16 protein-coding genes, 2 tRNA genes and 1 pseudogene are annotated in these 15,105 nt (G+C 57.9%); 4 read left to right on the top strand and 15 right to left on the bottom strand.

What is annotated here, in order from left to right; all coding sequences use genetic code 11:
* Positions 1-9: 9 nt before the first annotated feature.
* From ACQY1K_RS02335 to ACQY1K_RS02270, 14 genes and pseudogenes are all read right to left on the bottom strand, one after another.
* Positions 10-1,365, bottom strand: a pseudogene (locus ACQY1K_RS02335) (pilus assembly protein TadG-related protein).
* Positions 1,366-1,873: 508 nt separating this feature from the next.
* Positions 1,874-2,593, bottom strand: coding sequence for a hypothetical protein (locus ACQY1K_RS02330; RefSeq protein ID WP_430258211.1), 720 nt, complete (start codon positions 2,591-2,593; stop codon positions 1,874-1,876).
* Positions 2,594-2,699: 106 nt separating this feature from the next.
* Entirely contained in the window at positions 2,700-3,023 is a 324-nt protein-coding gene (locus tag ACQY1K_RS02325; RefSeq protein WP_192078226.1) for a hypothetical protein, read from the bottom strand.
* Positions 3,024-3,449: 426 nt separating this feature from the next.
* Positions 3,450-3,525: transfer RNA gene (locus tag ACQY1K_RS02320), tRNA-Phe, on the bottom strand.
* A 181-nt stretch (positions 3,526-3,706) separates the two neighbouring features.
* Positions 3,707-3,925, bottom strand: a complete 219-nt coding sequence (gene yacG / locus ACQY1K_RS02315; protein ID WP_062579059.1) for a DNA gyrase inhibitor YacG — start codon at positions 3,923-3,925, stop codon at positions 3,707-3,709.
* Positions 3,926-3,947: 22 nt separating this feature from the next.
* Positions 3,948-4,568, bottom strand: a complete 621-nt coding sequence (locus ACQY1K_RS02310; RefSeq protein WP_113109473.1) for a Maf-like protein — start codon at positions 4,566-4,568, stop codon at positions 3,948-3,950.
* Positions 4,569-4,596: 28 nt separating this feature from the next.
* Positions 4,597-4,815: a translation initiation factor IF-1 gene (infA, locus tag ACQY1K_RS02305; protein ID WP_062453856.1), complete on the bottom strand. Its 219-nt coding sequence runs from the start codon at positions 4,813-4,815 to the stop codon at positions 4,597-4,599.
* A 129-nt stretch (positions 4,816-4,944) separates the two neighbouring features.
* Positions 4,945-5,439, bottom strand: coding sequence for a low molecular weight phosphatase family protein (locus ACQY1K_RS02300; RefSeq protein ID WP_244508870.1), 495 nt, complete (start codon positions 5,437-5,439; stop codon positions 4,945-4,947).
* 5 nt (positions 5,440-5,444) lie between these two features.
* Positions 5,445-5,918 (bottom strand): UPF0262 family protein, encoded by a 474-nt coding sequence (locus tag ACQY1K_RS02295; RefSeq protein WP_062453857.1) that lies wholly within the window; start codon positions 5,916-5,918, stop codon positions 5,445-5,447.
* Positions 5,919-5,920: 2 nt separating this feature from the next.
* Positions 5,921-7,234, bottom strand: coding sequence for a histidinol dehydrogenase (gene hisD, locus ACQY1K_RS02290; protein ID WP_430258210.1), 1,314 nt, complete (start codon positions 7,232-7,234; stop codon positions 5,921-5,923).
* Positions 7,235-7,276: 42 nt separating this feature from the next.
* On the bottom strand, positions 7,277-7,708 hold the full coding sequence (locus tag ACQY1K_RS02285; RefSeq protein ID WP_092663522.1) for a DUF2948 family protein: 432 nt from the start codon (positions 7,706-7,708) through the stop codon (positions 7,277-7,279).
* 83 nt (positions 7,709-7,791) lie between these two features.
* Positions 7,792-8,634, bottom strand: coding sequence for an oxidoreductase (locus ACQY1K_RS02280; RefSeq protein WP_174195605.1), 843 nt, complete (start codon positions 8,632-8,634; stop codon positions 7,792-7,794).
* A 153-nt stretch (positions 8,635-8,787) separates the two neighbouring features.
* Positions 8,788-10,080 carry a UDP-N-acetylglucosamine 1-carboxyvinyltransferase gene (gene murA / locus ACQY1K_RS02275; protein ID WP_192087543.1) on the bottom strand — a complete coding sequence of 431 codons (1,293 nt, stop codon included), beginning with the start codon at positions 10,078-10,080 and terminating at the stop codon, positions 8,788-8,790.
* A gap of 129 nt (positions 10,081-10,209) precedes the next feature.
* Positions 10,210-10,434, bottom strand: coding sequence for a hypothetical protein (locus tag ACQY1K_RS02270; RefSeq protein ID WP_192087544.1), 225 nt, complete (start codon positions 10,432-10,434; stop codon positions 10,210-10,212).
* Between the two features lie 153 nt (positions 10,435-10,587).
* Here ACQY1K_RS02270 and ACQY1K_RS02265 point away from each other — a divergent pair.
* A tRNA-Thr gene (locus ACQY1K_RS02265) sits at positions 10,588-10,662 on the top strand.
* 186 nt (positions 10,663-10,848) lie between these two features.
* Here ACQY1K_RS02265 and ACQY1K_RS02260 read toward each other — a convergent pair.
* Entirely contained in the window at positions 10,849-11,847 is a 999-nt protein-coding gene (locus tag ACQY1K_RS02260; RefSeq protein WP_430258209.1) for a glycoside hydrolase family 5 protein, read from the bottom strand.
* A gap of 303 nt (positions 11,848-12,150) precedes the next feature.
* Here ACQY1K_RS02260 and ACQY1K_RS02255 point away from each other — a divergent pair, with 303 nt between their 5' ends.
* From ACQY1K_RS02255 to ACQY1K_RS02245, 3 genes are read left to right on the top strand one after another with little or no spacing between them, the layout of a single operon-like run.
* Positions 12,151-13,218, top strand: coding sequence for a glycosyltransferase (locus ACQY1K_RS02255; RefSeq protein ID WP_430258208.1), 1,068 nt, complete (start codon positions 12,151-12,153; stop codon positions 13,216-13,218).
* Complete coding sequence (locus ACQY1K_RS02250) at positions 13,211-14,314, top strand: glycosyltransferase family 4 protein (protein WP_430258207.1); 1,104 nt, start codon at positions 13,211-13,213, stop codon at positions 14,312-14,314. Before ACQY1K_RS02255 ends, ACQY1K_RS02250 begins: the two co-directional genes overlap by 8 nt.
* Before the next feature lie 5 nt (positions 14,315-14,319).
* Entirely contained in the window at positions 14,320-15,099 is a 780-nt protein-coding gene (locus ACQY1K_RS02245; RefSeq protein WP_430258206.1) for a WecB/TagA/CpsF family glycosyltransferase, read from the top strand.
* Positions 15,100-15,105 lie beyond the last annotated feature (6 nt).

Here is a 15,105-nt window from a genome sequence, read left to right as displayed (position 1 = left end):
TCAGGCCCGTCAGCTTGTCAGCCGTACACGGCCCACGATCTTGCGAAACAAGACATCCATTGCCTCGCTTATGCCGTCGGTCGGACTGACCTCGAAATAGTAGCCTTCCGTGGCGCAAGATTGCATCTGCGTCGGAATTTCCTTCTGAAAGGGTGCGATCCACTTCTTGTAGAAACCGTCTTTGGGCAGAGGCAAATAGGTTGTGTACAGGACTGCGACCTTGATTCCGCGCGCCTTCAGGGCGTTGCAATGACTGGCATTCAACGGCTCCATGCAGCGATCGCCGTTGGATGATGAAAGCTTCTTTGTACAATCGGAACGGTATGCGTCTCCAACGCCGTCCGCGACAAGGAAAACGATTGGCTGTCTATCCGCCGAACTGCTCCCGTCACCGACGGTTTTGATCTTTTGGCCGATCTTGGACAGTATTTCATTGTAGTCGGTCTGCCCGTTCGGCGACGAATGGCTCGGAACGCTCATCAGCTCAATCATCTTCGTCGCCTTTGCCACGGAGGTGAAATTGCTCGTCGGCTCGGAAACGGTATATAACTGGGCATCGGCAGAGGTTTGTCCGAACGTATAGGCACCGATCTTGAATTGGCCGGAAACGGTCTAAGTCTCCTGCGCCGTTGTCATGAGCGCGGAGACCGCCTCCGCGACAACGTCGATGCGGATGGTCGCGCCAACTTCTTTGGCGAGATAGTAATAGCTGTTTTTGTCGGCGACACCGCTCGTCGAAACGATGTGGCATGCAAAAGCGCAGTTGGCGTCCTTGCCTTTCCCATCCGATCCATTCTTCGTTGCAGCTTCCAGTTTCGCCACGTCGTCGGCAGTCGCGCCGACCCCCATCGATGGCGTGTTGTCCAGCAGCATGTAGAAATCCAGAAAACTCGGTATCAGGTAGGCTGCGGTCGCTTGCCCCGAAATCGCCATCTCGTCATTGCCGAGGATCCGCGTAAAGGTCGTGGGTAGAGTGGCGGCGTATTTCAGTCTCGATGTGACGACGCCGTCGGACTTTACCAGCTCCAGCTTGACGTCGATCAGCAGGCTCGACAAACCTTCCATGTTGTCCCCATATCTGGCCGACAACTGAGATTTGAAGATTTTCTTGGCTTCGGTGTCCGCGATGGCGACAGTACCGTCCTCGGCCATTTTCATGGCTTTTGCGACCGCTGCGGATTTTTCGGAGACAGCAGCAAGTACCGCAGCATCCGCGGCTGCATCGAGATAGGATTTTGCCTCCAGGGCACGTCCGAAATCGATTGCCAATCCGACACTACCGATCAAAGGAACCATGATAAGGCCGGTGAGCACGCCGAAATTGCCCCGGGTGCAGGAAAAAATAGACCTCAATTTTGCAAGCATAAACCGCAATCTGCCTTTTAGTTTCTTATAGCGGCATCATGCTGCATTTCGATCAGAGCATTCGATCAGCTCCCACCGTTTCAAATGTTTGTTACTAAAGTAGCTAATTGAAATTGTTAACGAAACGTGTTTTTGCGGCGCCTGTTCTCGTTGGCAGTGGTGAGGAACGGGAAGCCGCTCACCAAAGAAGTCGGCCGATCCTTGTGGAGTAGCGTTTTTGACGAACAACAGGTGAGTGGTAGAGATGCCCGGATCTGCAAAGACGAGAAAAATCGCCTTCAACTGGACTCGATCAACACAGGCATTTTCTCGAAAAAAAAGGGTGCCCGGAGGTGGCCAAACTGGCCGGCTTCGGCAAAGGAACAGTGCGCTTGACGCTCGAACTTGCGCGGATCTCGGGGGACCTGAAGATCATACGGCGACAAGCTGATGGCTACACAAACACCGTTGTACTGCCTAGTTCTCAAAACCGTAGCCAGTAGAAACGGTTATTGCAGTTCTTTTGGCGTCACTTCTCTAATTTAAGAAAATCGAGATCTCCGAAATAGAGCTTCGATTTTTCTCCGATTAGCTGCTGAAGGTAGCTCGTCTGCACGATAATATGTTGTGAATTGCTGTCTATAAAAGAGGCGAGGTTCTGCAGATTGCTAATCATCGCATCGACTCTATCGCTGGGGAGCGACCACCGTCGTTCGATATAATCCTCGCGCAGGTGGTTGTAGCGCTCAACCAGCGAAAACATCGACCCGTATTCACTGTAAAGCCACATAGAAACATTAATCAACTCCTGCGAGTTCAGACGCATGAGCGCTTCGAGTTGCGTCAGTTCTGGACGAAAAGCGGGTGTGAATTGTAGCGTGTGCGCAGCCTGCCATAGCTTGAAATCAGGCGGATTCATATTCCGGTAATTATTGAGTTGTTGCTGCACATTTTGCATGTCTGCCATGATGCGCATGGTAGTCATGATGGTCAGTTTAAGTCTGTCCTTTAGAAGCTTTTCTTCCTCGCTCGCTCTATCTTCCCGTTGTTCTTGAAGAGAGAGCTTCTGTACGAGAAAGCTTGCTATGCCGCCGACGATGGCTCCGATAAGAGCACCGAAGACGGCCGCAAAGATATTGGTTAAAGCTTCTGGAGAAATGTATGTTTGCCACGTTGGCGCACAAGCCGGCCAATGGGCTACGCCAGTGCTGCATGCGGCGCTCACAAACCGATCCCATATGCCGCTCATGCAAACCCGCACACGAGTACCAAGCCTCTGTCGGTACCAGAGGCTGCCTCGTTGTTTATTGATTTCATGAACGCGTTCCAGCGCGCCTCGTGCTGCGCTTTGTCCATCAGCATGACATCCGGCGGAAAATCCAGCTAACTGCGCCGGAGATGGCCGAAAAATCGGCGTTGTCGCTAACAATGGCAGCTAGTGTCGTGACTATACCGAACAACAGGAAGAGGACGCCCCTTATAAGGCTACGCGAGGCGCTTTCGTGCGCTCGGTCTGCATAGTTGTGGCCCGCGTGCTCCTGATTGCTGTGACCATTGAGGAAAACATTCGCGTCTTTTTCAGGAACGGCAGCCTTGAAATGTTTATCAAAGTCAAAGCGGTCTACGAGACTTTGGTATGCGTGTGCTTTGTAGGTCTCGTGGTTGAACATTGCAGCCATCGTAGATGCTGCGAAGCCTAGTGCGACTAGGAACGCGGTCGCTGACACTAGCAACAGCCACTGCGCCCAAAATGAAGGAGACTTCGTCGCAATGTACGTCGAAAGCGTTATGAGCCCAGCGCCAGACCCGGTGGAGACCGAAGTTATGATTTTCGATAGCCAGTCGTCCGCTTGCCTCTGGTGATCCGATCTTGCGGCGGACGCTTCCTCTCTGCTCAGGAACTGATCGGAGACTTTCATTGGATACCGAGATGGTCAGCCATTATTCCTCGCATGGCGTGTTGCGTCCATGTTGCGTGGACTAGCCAAGTGTGGAGGAAACTGCCCGGAAATCAAGGGAATTGGCGCGCAACAGTGCGCAACATGGGTAGACACCGAGCTGAATGTCAAACTTACATTAAGACACTGTATTTCTCGAAGAAATAATGGTGCCCGGAGGCGGATTTGAACCACCGACACGCGGATTTTCAATCCGCTGCTCTACCAACTGAGCTATCCGGGCATCCGGGCTTTATGCAAGCCGTTCCGGTCCTTGGTTGACCGGCCAGGGTTTGTATCCCCGGGAAGCGAGCGGGGTTATAACATCTTGTTCGGCCATGTCCAGCACCCCGGACGACTTTTTTGAAAGGTTTGTGAAAAACCTGATTTCATGAGCGAAATCAAAGGCCGAACCGGACGAGGATCTAGTCCTCGTAGTTGTCGGCTTTGCTTTCATCGTCGGCCACGGGGATGGCGTAGCTGCCCTGCAGCCAGCGGGAGAGATCCAGATTGCGGCAGCGGTCCGAGCAGAAGGGATAGTGTTCGCGCGCGGAAGGGCGGCTGCATTCGGGACAGGGCCTTGCCTTGCGCAAAGGCTCCACCTTGCCGCCTGTCGTGATGTCCTTGTTTGAAGTTTCAGCCATATCAGGCCTCCTTCTTAAGTCTTCAGCCTTGCGGCCATGCGCCGGCGACGTCAAAACCTTCGCCAGCCAGCAGACCCGTCACTTCATGAAGCGGCAGGCCGACGACGTTGGAATAGGAACCGACGAGTTTCTGCACGAAGGCGCCGGCGATGCCCTGGATCGCGTAAGCCCCGGCTTTTCCCCGCCACTGGCCCGATGCGATATAGTTCTCGATCTCGCGGGTCGACAGTCGCTTGAAGCGCACCTTGGTCTCAACCACCTTCTGGCGGAACTGGCCGCCCGGCGTGACAAGACAGATGCCGGTATAGACCCAGTGGCCGCGGCCCGACAGAAGATGCAGGGCGGCACTGGCGTCCTGCGTATACTCAGTCTTTTCCAGAATGCGGCGCCCGACGGCGACGACCGTGTCGGCTGACAGGATATAGCTGTGGCGCCAGGCAGGATCGTCTTTGACGGCAGCGAAGGCGGCTTCCGCCTTTTCCGTCGAAAGACGACGCGCAAGCGAACGCGGATGCTCCACCCGCTTAGGTGTCTCGTCAATATCCATCGGCATCAGCCGGGCCGGTTCGATGCCGACCTGATTGAGAAGATCGAGACGACGCGGCGAGCCTGAGGCCAGGATGAGCTTTTGTTCGATCGCCATGGGGACCCGTCTTTGCCGCGAGAAATTCTTACTTGAAGCGGTAGGTGATGCGACCCTTGGTCAGGTCGTAAGGGGTCATTTCGACAAGAACCTTGTCGCCTGCCAGAACGCGGATACGGTTCTTGCGCATGCGGCCCGCGGTGTGGGCGATGATTTCGTGTTCGTTCTCGAGCTTCACGCGAAAGGTCGCGTTCGGCAACAGTTCGACGACAATGCCCGGGAATTCAAGAACTTCTTCTTTAGCCATGTATTGGTTTTCTTTCTGTGTTGAAGGTCGGGCAGGCCGAAATCTGATCAGCCGCCTCGAAATTTGCGCGGAAACTACACAATCGCGTCCGGTTTGTGAACCTCGCTTGACAGCGATTCTTGAAGACCGTCAATCGCCTGCCGGAGGTGGCCTGCGAATGGGCCTCATCCGTCGGTCAATCAGCTTCCACAGATGCTCTCGCACCTCGCGATAAGCGTCGAGAACCTGCTCGCGCGTGCCGGTCGCAGCCGTCGGATCCATGGTCGGCCAATAGACCACATCGACGGCGTTCGAACGGGTGAGTTCCAGGGCCGCGTGATGGGCCTCCGGCGTCAGCGTCACTATCAAATCGAAGAAATCATCCTCAAGGTCATCCATCGTTCGCGGCTTGTGCTGGCGGTTGCGGTTGAGCGAAAGGCCCACCTCTTCCAGAACGACATCGACGAAGGGATCGTGCTCGCCGGAACGGACACCCGCCGACTGGATGTAGATATCGGGCTGCAGCAGGCTTTTTGCAATGGCCTCCGCCATCGGCGAACGGATGGAGTTGAAACCGCACATGAAGAGGATCGCGGTCGGAATACCGATCGTCTGCTTTCTGGTCGGTTCGTCTTCCGCCGCCATGGTCGTCAGCCGCGCCAGTAGAGGACGCAGACCAGCGTGAACAGCCGTCTCGCGGTATCGAAGTCGATGCGGATCTTGCCGTCGAGACGATCCATCAGGGTTTGCGAGCCCTCGTTGTGAATGCCGCGGCGGCCCATGTCGATCGCCTCGATGCGCGATGGCGTGGAGGTCTTGATCGCCTCGTAATAGCTTTCGCAGATCATGAAGTAATCCTTGATGATCCGCCGGAACGGCGTCAGCGACAGGATGTGGACCGCAACCCCCTCGCCCGCTTCGCCCGTGATGGTGAGCATCAGCTTTGCCTCGACCAGCGAAAGCTTCAACGTGTAGGGGCCGCCTGCATGGCCGACCGGCTCGAAGGCGTTTTCCTCGACAAGGTCGAAGATGGCAACTGCCCGCTCATGTTCGACATCGGGCGTCGAGCGCCCGATCGAGTCGTCGAGGACGACATCCGAGAGCCGGAAGTGCCCTTGTCCCATCCCTAGCCCTCGTCTTGCGGAGGATGGGCGTTCATGCGGATGGCGACCGAACGGGCGTGTGCATCGAGCCCTTCCGAATGGGCGAGCGTGATGGCGGCCGGCGCCAGTTGCCGCAGCTGATCGGGTCCGAGCCTGAGGATCGAGGTGCGCTTGACGAAATCGAGCACACCGAGGCCGGACGAAAAGCGTGCCGAGCGTGCCGTCGGCAGAACGTGGTTGGAGCCGCCGACATAATCGCCGATGACTTCAGGCGTGTGGCGACCGATGAAGATGGCGCCGGCATTGCGGATGCCGGCCATGAGCGCATCCGGATCGGCAACGGCCAATTCAAGATGTTCGGCGGCAATGCGGTTTGCCAGCGGCAACGCGGCTTCGAAATTCTCGACCAGGATCACAGCGCCGAAATCGCGCCAGCTCGCGGCGGCCGTTTCTGCGCGCGACAGTGTCTTCAATTGTCGCTCGACGGCTGCCTCGACCGATTTTCCGAATTCGGCATCGTCGGTGATCAGGATCGACTGGGCACCGGCATCGTGTTCAGCCTGGGCCAGAAGGTCGGCGGCGATCCAGTCGGGGTCGTTGTCCTTGTCGGCCAGGATCAGCACTTCAGATGGGCCGGCGATCATGTCGATGCCGACGATGCCGAAGACCTGGCGCTTGGCGGCCGCCACATAAGCGTTGCCGGGACCGACGATCTTGGCGACCGGCGCAATCGTATCGGTACCATAGGCAAGCGCTGCCACGGCCTGCGCACCGCCGACGCGGTAGATTTCCGTAACGCCCGAGATGCGCGCCGCGGCAAGGACGGCCGGGTTGATGCTGCCGCCACCGGCCGGCACGACCATGACGACGCGCGGCACGCCGGCAACCTTTGCCGGCACCGCATTCATCAGCACGGAGCTTGGATAGGATGCCGTGCCGCCCGGTACGTAGAGACCGACGGCTTCGATCGCTGTCCAGCGGGAGCCGAGGCCGACGCCGATCGCGTCTTCGTAGATATCGTCCTTCGGCATCTGACGGGCATGATGCTTTTCGATCCGCTCGGCTGCGAACTTCAGCGCGTCGATCACCTTGCGGTCCGTTTCGGCGAAGGCCTTGTCGACCTCCTCATCGGTCACGCGGATGCCGGTCGCGGCAAGATCGATGCCGTCGAAGCGTTTTGAATAGTCGATAAGTGCCGCGTCGCCGCGGGCGCGCACGTCATCGATGATGGCGTGCACGACGGCGTTCACATCCTCGGAGACTTCCCGCTTGGTCGAAAGAAAAGCGGAAAAGCGTGTCTCGAAGTCCGGTGCTGTCTGCTCAAGCCAGAGTGCCAAGCGGATATTCCTTCCCGTTCCATGCCATGATCACAAGGCCGGTCAAGGATGGCGCGGCCTCGTTGCGGTTTCCCATGCGCCGCCGATATCTGCAAGAGCAACTTCGATGCATTCGACATCGAGAGCAATGGTGCCGCCGCCGGAAAGCAGCAGTTCCACGGTGCCATCAGGCCCCTCGCCCTTGGGCATGAAGCGCACGGCGAGAAGCGACAGAACATCGTCCTTGCGGTTGCGGTCGATACCGGTCGAACGGACCGCTTCCACGCGCTTGAGGACGAGCGCTGCACGGTGCCGCTCGAACCCCTTTTTCTTCTCGCCGGCCTTTTCCCAATCAAACCTGTTGGCAGCCAGCGAGAATATCTTTTCCGACGCCGACCACTGCACGTCGGACAGCTTGAACACCGCATCCTGCATATGGGCTGACACGATCCCCAGATCGTCGGTATCGAGAGCCAGAAGCTTGAGCTCGGTCATGCGCGTCCATTCCGTTCCTGGGCCGCGATGTGCGGCCCGTTGTTTGATGGTCTGGAGATAGGATGGCGCATGGCAAGAAGCAACTATTTCGGGAAGTCGGCAGAGAGCGTCGTGTCCTTCCAGGCAACGATTTCGTCGCGGCGTTCCGATAGCTTGGCGGTGATGCCGGTATAAGCGATTTCGCCGAGCACGAGATGGCGCGGCGGGTTTGACGCTTCAACGACCTTGATCATGGCTTCGCCGGCACGCACGGGATCGCCCGGCTGCTGGCCGCTATAGCCTGCCGTCTGCGACAGACGGGCGCCTGCGGTATCCTGATACTCGTCGATCTTGACAGGCGTCTGTTTCAGCGAACGGCCGGCCCAATCCGTCCGGAACGGACCCGGTGCGACGCAAGTGACCTTGATGCCAAGCGCTGCAACTTCGGCGGACAGCGCATCGGAAAAGCCTTCAACGGCGTGCTTGCTTGCCGCGTAATAACCGGAGCCCGGGAAGCCGATAAAGCCGGCCTGGGAAGTGATGTTGAGGATGTGGCCCTTGCGGCGGGCGCGCATGCCGGGCAGCACCGCCCGCGTCATGGCGAAAAGGCCGAAGACATTGGCATCGAACATGCCGCGGATCTCGTCTTCCTCGCCTTCCTCGATCGAGGCCTGGTAGCCGTAACCGGCATTGTTGACGAGGACGTCGATGCGCCCGAACTTTTCCTCGGCAGCGCTGACAGCAGCTGCGATCTGGCCTTCGTCGGTCACGTCGAGATCAACGGCGAGCGCATTGTCGTGGCCTGCAACGAGATCAGCAAGCCTCGCCTTGTCGCGGGCCGTGACGACGGTCGGAAAGCCCTTTGCAATTGTCAGCTTGGCGAGTTCCAGGCCGAAGCCGGAGGAGCAGCCGGTGATGAACCAGACGTTGGAAGATGCATCAGTCATAAAAATATCTCCGATGGAAAAGCCGGATCATGAAAATGAGGCGGGGCGTGTTGGATGACAATACCTGACATAGGCATGAAAAAAGGGACGGCAAGGTATCCCCTTAGCCGCCCCTCATCCGTCGAAACATGCGGCCTCTTCAGGCGATATTGCTCAGTCGCTGACGCGTTCGACGATGGCGCCGCAGCGTGTCAGCTTTTCTTCAAGACGCTCGAAACCACGATCGAGATGGTAGACGCGGCTGACGATCGTTTCGCCTTCGGCCGCAAGGCCGGCAATGACGAGCGACACCGATGCGCGAAGGTCTGTTGCCATCACTGGCGCACCCTTCAGCTGCGAAACGCCTTCGATACGCGCCATCTGCCCCGACAGCGAAATGCGCGCACCGAGACGGGCGAGTTCCTGCACGTGCATGAAGCGGTTTTCGAAGATGGTTTCGGTGACGTGCGAAACGCCCGACGACATCGTCATCAGCGCCATGAACTGTGCCTGCAGGTCCGTCGGGAAGCCCGGGAAGGGTTCTGTGACGATATCGACCGGCTGGATCCGGTTGCCGTTCCTGACGACACGCAGACCGCTTTCGGTTTCGGTGATCTCGGCACCGGCAAGCCGCAGCGTATCGAGCGCATTTTCAAGCAGCGAGGCCTGCGTGCCTTCGAGCACCACATCGCCGCCGGTCATGGCAACCGCCATCGCATAGGTGCCGGTCTCGATCCGGTCCGGCAGGACGCGGTGGCGGGCGCCAGACAGCGAGGCCACGCCTTCGATGGTGATGGTGCGCGTGCCGGCGCCGCTGATCTTGGCGCCCATGGCCGTCAGGCATTTTGCGAGATCGACCACTTCGGGTTCGCGGGCGGCGTTGTCGATGACGGTGGTGCCACGGGCAAGGGTTGCCGCCATCAGCATGACGTGCGTGGCGCCGACCGAAACCTTGGGGAAAGTGTAATGTGCGCCGACAAGGCCGCCCTTGGGGGCCGACGCGTTGATATAGCCGGCATCGACCTCGAGGATGGCGCCGAGCGCCTGCAGGCCGTCAAGGAACAGATCGACCGGACGCGTGCCGATGGCGCAACCGCCCGGCAGCGACACGCGGGCCTTGCCTTCACGCGCAAGCAGCGGGCCGATCACCCAGAACGAGGCGCGCATCTTGGAGACGAGCTCGTAAGGAGCGGTCGTATCGACGATGGTGCGGCAGGTGAAATTGATCGTGCGCGAATAGCTCTCGGCCTGGCTTTCGCGGCGGCCGTTGACGGAGACATCGACGCCATGATTGCCGAGAATGCGCAAGAGCTGCTCGACATCGGCAAGATGCGGCACGTTTTCGAGCGTCAGCGTATCGCTGGTCAGAAGCGACGCAATCATCAGCGGCAGCGCGGCGTTCTTGGCGCCCGAGATCGGGATCGTGCCGTGAAGCTCGTTGCCGCCGGAAATTCTGATGCGATCCATGGTGTGGTAACTCTTTCTCTCAAGCGGCCGGGTTTGCGTCTCTAGACCAAACCTTGCCCCGCTTCAATCCGTGATGAAAACTGCGGATGAGAGCAAATCGTGCCACAACCCGTTTATGCACTGCAAAGACTATGATGATTCGTCCGTTTTTGCGGCAGAGGGCGAAGACGCCGGCAACCCTTGCGTCTCGTCCGCCTCGCCGGCGCGCCGCGCGCGCGACTGACCTTTTCGCCGCATCAGGTTTTCCCGCAATTTCGCAGCCGCCCGCTGCTTGCGATCCAGCTCACGCCGCTCGGCTTCGCTCATGGGTGCAGCCTGCGCCTGGCTATCCAAGGTTTCTGGTTTTTTCGACATGGCTTCTCCTTAAAGAAAAAGCCCGACACACGAAAGCACCCCGGGCGTTTTCCCGGATGGTTCTCCAAGAAGTTCGATTTTGCTGCTTGCACTTGCCCCGAACCTATGGCAATAGCCCCCTCGCTGACGACACGAACCCGAACGTCCGCAGATGCTGCTATAGCTCAGGGGTAGAGCACTCCCTTGGTAAGGGAGAGGCCGAGAGTTCAAATCTCTCTAGCAGCACCATTTTTCCTTCCATCCATTATAATTAGTCTGCCAGTAATTTTCGGACAGTCGTACGACCTAGCGCGACGCGAAGTTTCGCTTCGCCGCGTGCGCAAACTACCAGCCGTTTCATTGTCGATTTCGCGTGCGACCACTTTGGTTCGCCGGAGAACCTGAAGTCGTAGAAGGCCACCTCCCCCTCCCCGCCTAGCCACGACACCCAACATACGGCAGCAGCAGCTTCATCTGCTCACTCATGACGCCCGGACTGTCGCGTGGGGGATCAACAGTTTGCTGGTTGGTGTTGCCCCAGACGCCGCCGCCGGCCCAGTAGGTGGCGCCGAGGAAGATATCGGGGTGGGCCATCATGACGTCGAGCAGGTCGCGCAGTTCCCGCAGTGAGGCTTCGGTTCGGCCGGTGGCGAATTCGCCGATGAAGATGCGTTTTCGATGTTGGGTCGCCCAGTCCACGGCGCTCGACAGTATCCGTTTTCCGATGCCTTCGGTGGCGATCGGGTTGGAGCCTCCAAAACCCTTGTCGAGATACTGGTGCATGTCGAAGCCGTAATTGTCTGCAGGATCGAACGCTTGCAACATCACGGTGCCGTTCGAGGTCTTCGTCCAGGAATGGGCGCCCGTCCAGGCGATGCCGGAAAATAAGACAGTCCCAGTGCCGCCACGCCGCCTGATTTCGGCGCATGCGGCGTTCTGGGTGTTGAGGTTGAGAATGGGATCCTGGTCATGCGGTTCGTTCATCAGCCCGTACCAGACAAGGCTGTTTTTCCCGTAACGCTGTGCCAGCTCGCCCCAGAAGGACGCATAGCTTTCGAGCGTTGCCGCGGACGTGCCGTCTCCGATGACGATCTTATCGCGCCTTCCGTAGTCATGCATATCCAGGAGGACAACCGCACCCTCGCCGACTGCCCGGCCGACCAGACGATCCAGGCCCTCAAGTGCCGCCGGCTCAAGCGGTTTTGAAATGTCGGGCTGCAGGCGGTTCCACTTGAAGGGGATCCGAAACACTTTCACGCCCAGCGAGAGGTAATAATTCAGGTTCTCCAGGTGAGGCCACTTCCAACGGCCGCCAATCATCTCAAACTCAGCACCGGCCAGGTTAACCCCGATCAGCGGGCACGTTGCCGTTCGGGCGCCTACGGAAGGACCTGACGACACAACCGACGCCGCAAACGCGCCAGCGCCGAACAACAAAGATCTTCTTGAGCATTCATTCATGTAAGACGCCTGTAATAAAGATTTTATTATAATATTGATGCACTAAACAATCAATAACTTACGGATTTTTGTGCAACACCTCAGCGAATTCACACTACAACACCCATATTGAATTCCATTATACGATTAACCTAGCGATTAGTTTTGTTTATTGAGGACTCAGCAAGAGCATATCCATGCTGTAACCACGATTCGATGTCGTGCTACACGACATTTCACTGATTAGCAGCGGTGATGGACGGCATGCGCGGGTGTCCGGCGACAGCAGGAGTGGGAATGCGAGTGATATTCGATCTGACGCTTGCCACGCGCAAGCCGGAGATTACCGGTGTCGAACGTTACGGGATCAATCTATTCGAGGCATTCAGGAAAATTTGCCCTGGCAGCACGGCCTATGTCATGTCGACGTCGTTTTTTTCGAGCGACGACAACCTGGTCCTCTGCCGGCATCCTTTGATGGCCTGGCTCACTTTGCCGTTCAGGCTGGCATCTTCCAGTTACGATGCGGCCGTCTTTCCGAGCATGCCAGCAAGTCCGCTCTCCATATCATCCAAACTGCCCCTCTATCGCATCATTCACGACGACTTCCCCTGGACAAGGGGACAGGAGATGCCGATCAAGGGGCGCCTTCTGTTTCGGGATGTGGAGCGCGCCGTTTCATCCCGATACCGCGCCATATTTGCGCCAACCGGCTACTCGGCGGCAAAGCTTCGCCCGATCTTTCCCTCCCATGATGTCAGCGAGATCGGCAACGCCCCCGCGCTGCCGTTCGACGGCGAACTGTCCGAGATCGCGGAACTGCGAGGCAAAGTCTTCGTCCTGAGCGTGGGGACGGTGGAGCCCCGAAAGAACTACGAGAAGATCATCGACGTCGCGGCAGCGCTTCAACCGCACAATGTCCTGTCGGTCGTTGTTGGTCGCAGCGGTTGGGGAAATATCGCCACCGATCTCGACCGGGCGAGCAACGACCCAACGAGCAACATCCGATGGATGAAGGACATATCCGACAGCCAGTTGCGGTGGCTTTACGCAAACTGCCGGTCGTTCCTGTCCTTGTCGCACGACGAGGGGTTCAATATGCCGCTCGTCGAGGCAGGGTCGCTGGGCTGCAGCATTGTCGCGTCCGACATCGCCATCCACCGGACTGTTTCTCCGCCATGGGGACGGCTGGTCTCGCCGGGCACCCCCGCTGATGAGATCGCGACTGAGATCATGACGGCTCCGCGAGCGACTGAGAGCGCGTATCTTGCCTACAGAGCCCGGTATTCCTGGGATTTTATCGCAGCCAACCTGCTTTCGAAAATCCAGGCCCATAGACGCACCGGAGCACGGTCCCATGCCTGAGCACCAGTTGACCATGCTCTGGCATGAAGCCGGAAACTCGCACTACCATGACCGATTTGTCGAGCTTTCGAAGGTCGCCAATCTCACGGTCATGGGGCCAAAAACCTTTCAAGGCACAACATTCGACCCTGAAAAATTCCGCTTCCCGGTGAAGCTGTTTAATTCCGTCTTGTCGTCGCACTGGCTGACATTCATTCCGAGCACCATCGCTTTCTACCGGGAAGCGCGACGGGCGGACATTCTCTACGTTCATGAGGAACCGCACTCGCTTGTCGCGTTCCTAAGCGCCACCCTGCGTCTCGGGCGGCCGATGTACATCGAAAGCTCGGCCATCAATCTCAAGGGAAACCTCTCCGGATGGAATGTCCTCGAGCGGTTCGTCTATAAAACAGCGACCAAGATCATTCCCAAGAACCATGAGGTCGCCGATGTCCTTCACAGACGGGGGGCTCCCCGGAGCAAGATCTCAAGCCCCATCGGTAACGGCGTTTCAAAGTCGTCGTTTTCGATCGTCGATAAGTCGGCGGCACGTTCTGCGCTTGCGCAAAAGTATCCGCAGGTCTCCGATGCATTCAAGAAGGGCGGTCTCGTTCTCGGCTATGCCGGGCGGATCTGGCAGCCGAAAGGGATAGAGATCCTGGCGCAGCTTGCACAGGAACTCCCGGTCACGATCCTCGCCTGCGGGCCGGTCGCAGATGATTATCTGGTCGATACACTCGTTGCGGCGGGGGTAACGGTTCTTCCCAGCCTTCAAAAAGATGATCTGCGGACATTTTACAGCGCGCTCGATCTCTTCATTCTGCCGAGCCTCTCGACGAAGAACTGGCGGGAACAGTTCGGCCGTGTCTGCATCGAGGCGATCTATTGCGGGACGCCGGCTGTCGGTTCGTATGTGGGCGGCATTCCGATGGTGATCGGCGTCAGCCAGACCTTCGAGGCAGGCAATATCGAGCAGGCCAAGGCACTGCTGACCAAACTTTCAGACGAGGCGGAGCGGGCGGAAATCCTGCGGTGGCAGACCGCCCATGTCGATCAGAATTTTTCCTGGAAAGCGATTGCAGCGCAAGTTTTAGCCGTCACACACTTAAAGAGATAAATGCAATGACCGAAGACCGACTTGGGTCCAGAGATAAAATATTCGGTTTATCCTTTTACGAATATTCCGACGACGCTCTCGTAGAACAGGCTCTTTCTCCCCTTTCCGAGACGGACGGGGTAAAACTGGTCGTCACTGCGAATACGGATCACGTCTCCAACCTGTACAAGAATTCTGAATTCAGACGTGCTTACGACAGTGCGTGGTCAGTCACGATCGATGGCATGCCCGTCTTTCTCTATGCGAAACTGTGCGGCGCGGCCGTCAAGCAGCGGATACCAGGCGCCGATCTCTTTCCCAAGCTGCTCGATGCCCTGACAGACAAGAACCATCGGCCGTTCTTCGTCTGCTCGAGCCAGGCGACGGCGGACGGGCTGGCAGTCCAGATGACGGCGCGTGGCTTCACGGAGGCCGGCTTCGGTTACGCGATACCGCCGTTTGGTTTTGAAAAACAACCCTCTCATACGCACGACCTGCTGAGCGCGATCCGCGACAACCGCACAACGCATCTGTTCATGGGTATCGGCGCGCCCAAATCCGAGATTTGGGTGAACCAGAACAGATCCGCGCTTGGGCACCTTTACGCCTTCTGCTTCGGCGCGGCTCTCGAATTCACAGCCGGCACCAAGACTCGAGCGCCAAAGGTTTTCCGTCTGGTTGGAATGGAATGGTTCTGGCGAGTGGCCACCGAGCCCCGTCGCTTGTTCAAACGGTACTTCATCAGTTCCTGGGGCTTTTTCTCAGCCGTTGTCGCCGATCTGAACCAATCCAGAATAAGCTCGTAGGTGGCC

This window comes from Neorhizobium sp. IRS_2294 (assembly GCF_050500145.1).
GTDB lineage: Bacteria > Pseudomonadota > Alphaproteobacteria > Rhizobiales > Rhizobiaceae > Neorhizobium > Neorhizobium soli.
This window is presented reverse-complemented; position numbering and strand designations above follow the sequence as displayed.

Coding starts and splice junctions, on each gene's coding strand:
- ACQY1K_RS02330 (WP_430258211.1), bottom strand. CDS start 2,593: ATGAGCGGCATATGGGATCGGTTTGTGAGCGCCGCATGCAGCACTGGC.
- ACQY1K_RS02325 (WP_192078226.1), bottom strand. CDS start 3,023: ATGGCTGCAATGTTCAACCACGAGACCTACAAAGCACACGCATACCAA.
- yacG (WP_062579059.1), bottom strand. CDS start 3,925: ATGGCTGAAACTTCAAACAAGGACATCACGACAGGCGGCAAGGTGGAG.
- ACQY1K_RS02310 (WP_113109473.1), bottom strand. CDS start 4,568: ATGGCGATCGAACAAAAGCTCATCCTGGCCTCAGGCTCGCCGCGTCGT.
- infA (WP_062453856.1), bottom strand. CDS start 4,815: ATGGCTAAAGAAGAAGTTCTTGAATTCCCGGGCATTGTCGTCGAACTG.
- ACQY1K_RS02300 (WP_244508870.1), bottom strand. CDS start 5,439: ATGGCGGCGGAAGACGAACCGACCAGAAAGCAGACGATCGGTATTCCG.
- ACQY1K_RS02295 (WP_062453857.1), bottom strand. CDS start 5,918: ATGGGACAAGGGCACTTCCGGCTCTCGGATGTCGTCCTCGACGACTCG.
- ACQY1K_RS02285 (WP_092663522.1), bottom strand. CDS start 7,708: ATGACCGAGCTCAAGCTTCTGGCTCTCGATACCGACGATCTGGGGATC.
- ACQY1K_RS02280 (WP_174195605.1), bottom strand. CDS start 8,634: ATGACTGATGCATCTTCCAACGTCTGGTTCATCACCGGCTGCTCCTCC.
- murA (WP_192087543.1), bottom strand. CDS start 10,080: ATGGATCGCATCAGAATTTCCGGCGGCAACGAGCTTCACGGCACGATC.
- ACQY1K_RS02270 (WP_192087544.1), bottom strand. CDS start 10,434: ATGTCGAAAAAACCAGAAACCTTGGATAGCCAGGCGCAGGCTGCACCC.
- ACQY1K_RS02255 (WP_430258208.1), top strand. CDS start 12,151: ATGCGAGTGATATTCGATCTGACGCTTGCCACGCGCAAGCCGGAGATT.
- ACQY1K_RS02250 (WP_430258207.1), top strand. CDS start 13,211: ATGCCTGAGCACCAGTTGACCATGCTCTGGCATGAAGCCGGAAACTCG.
- ACQY1K_RS02245 (WP_430258206.1), top strand. CDS start 14,320: ATGACCGAAGACCGACTTGGGTCCAGAGATAAAATATTCGGTTTATCC.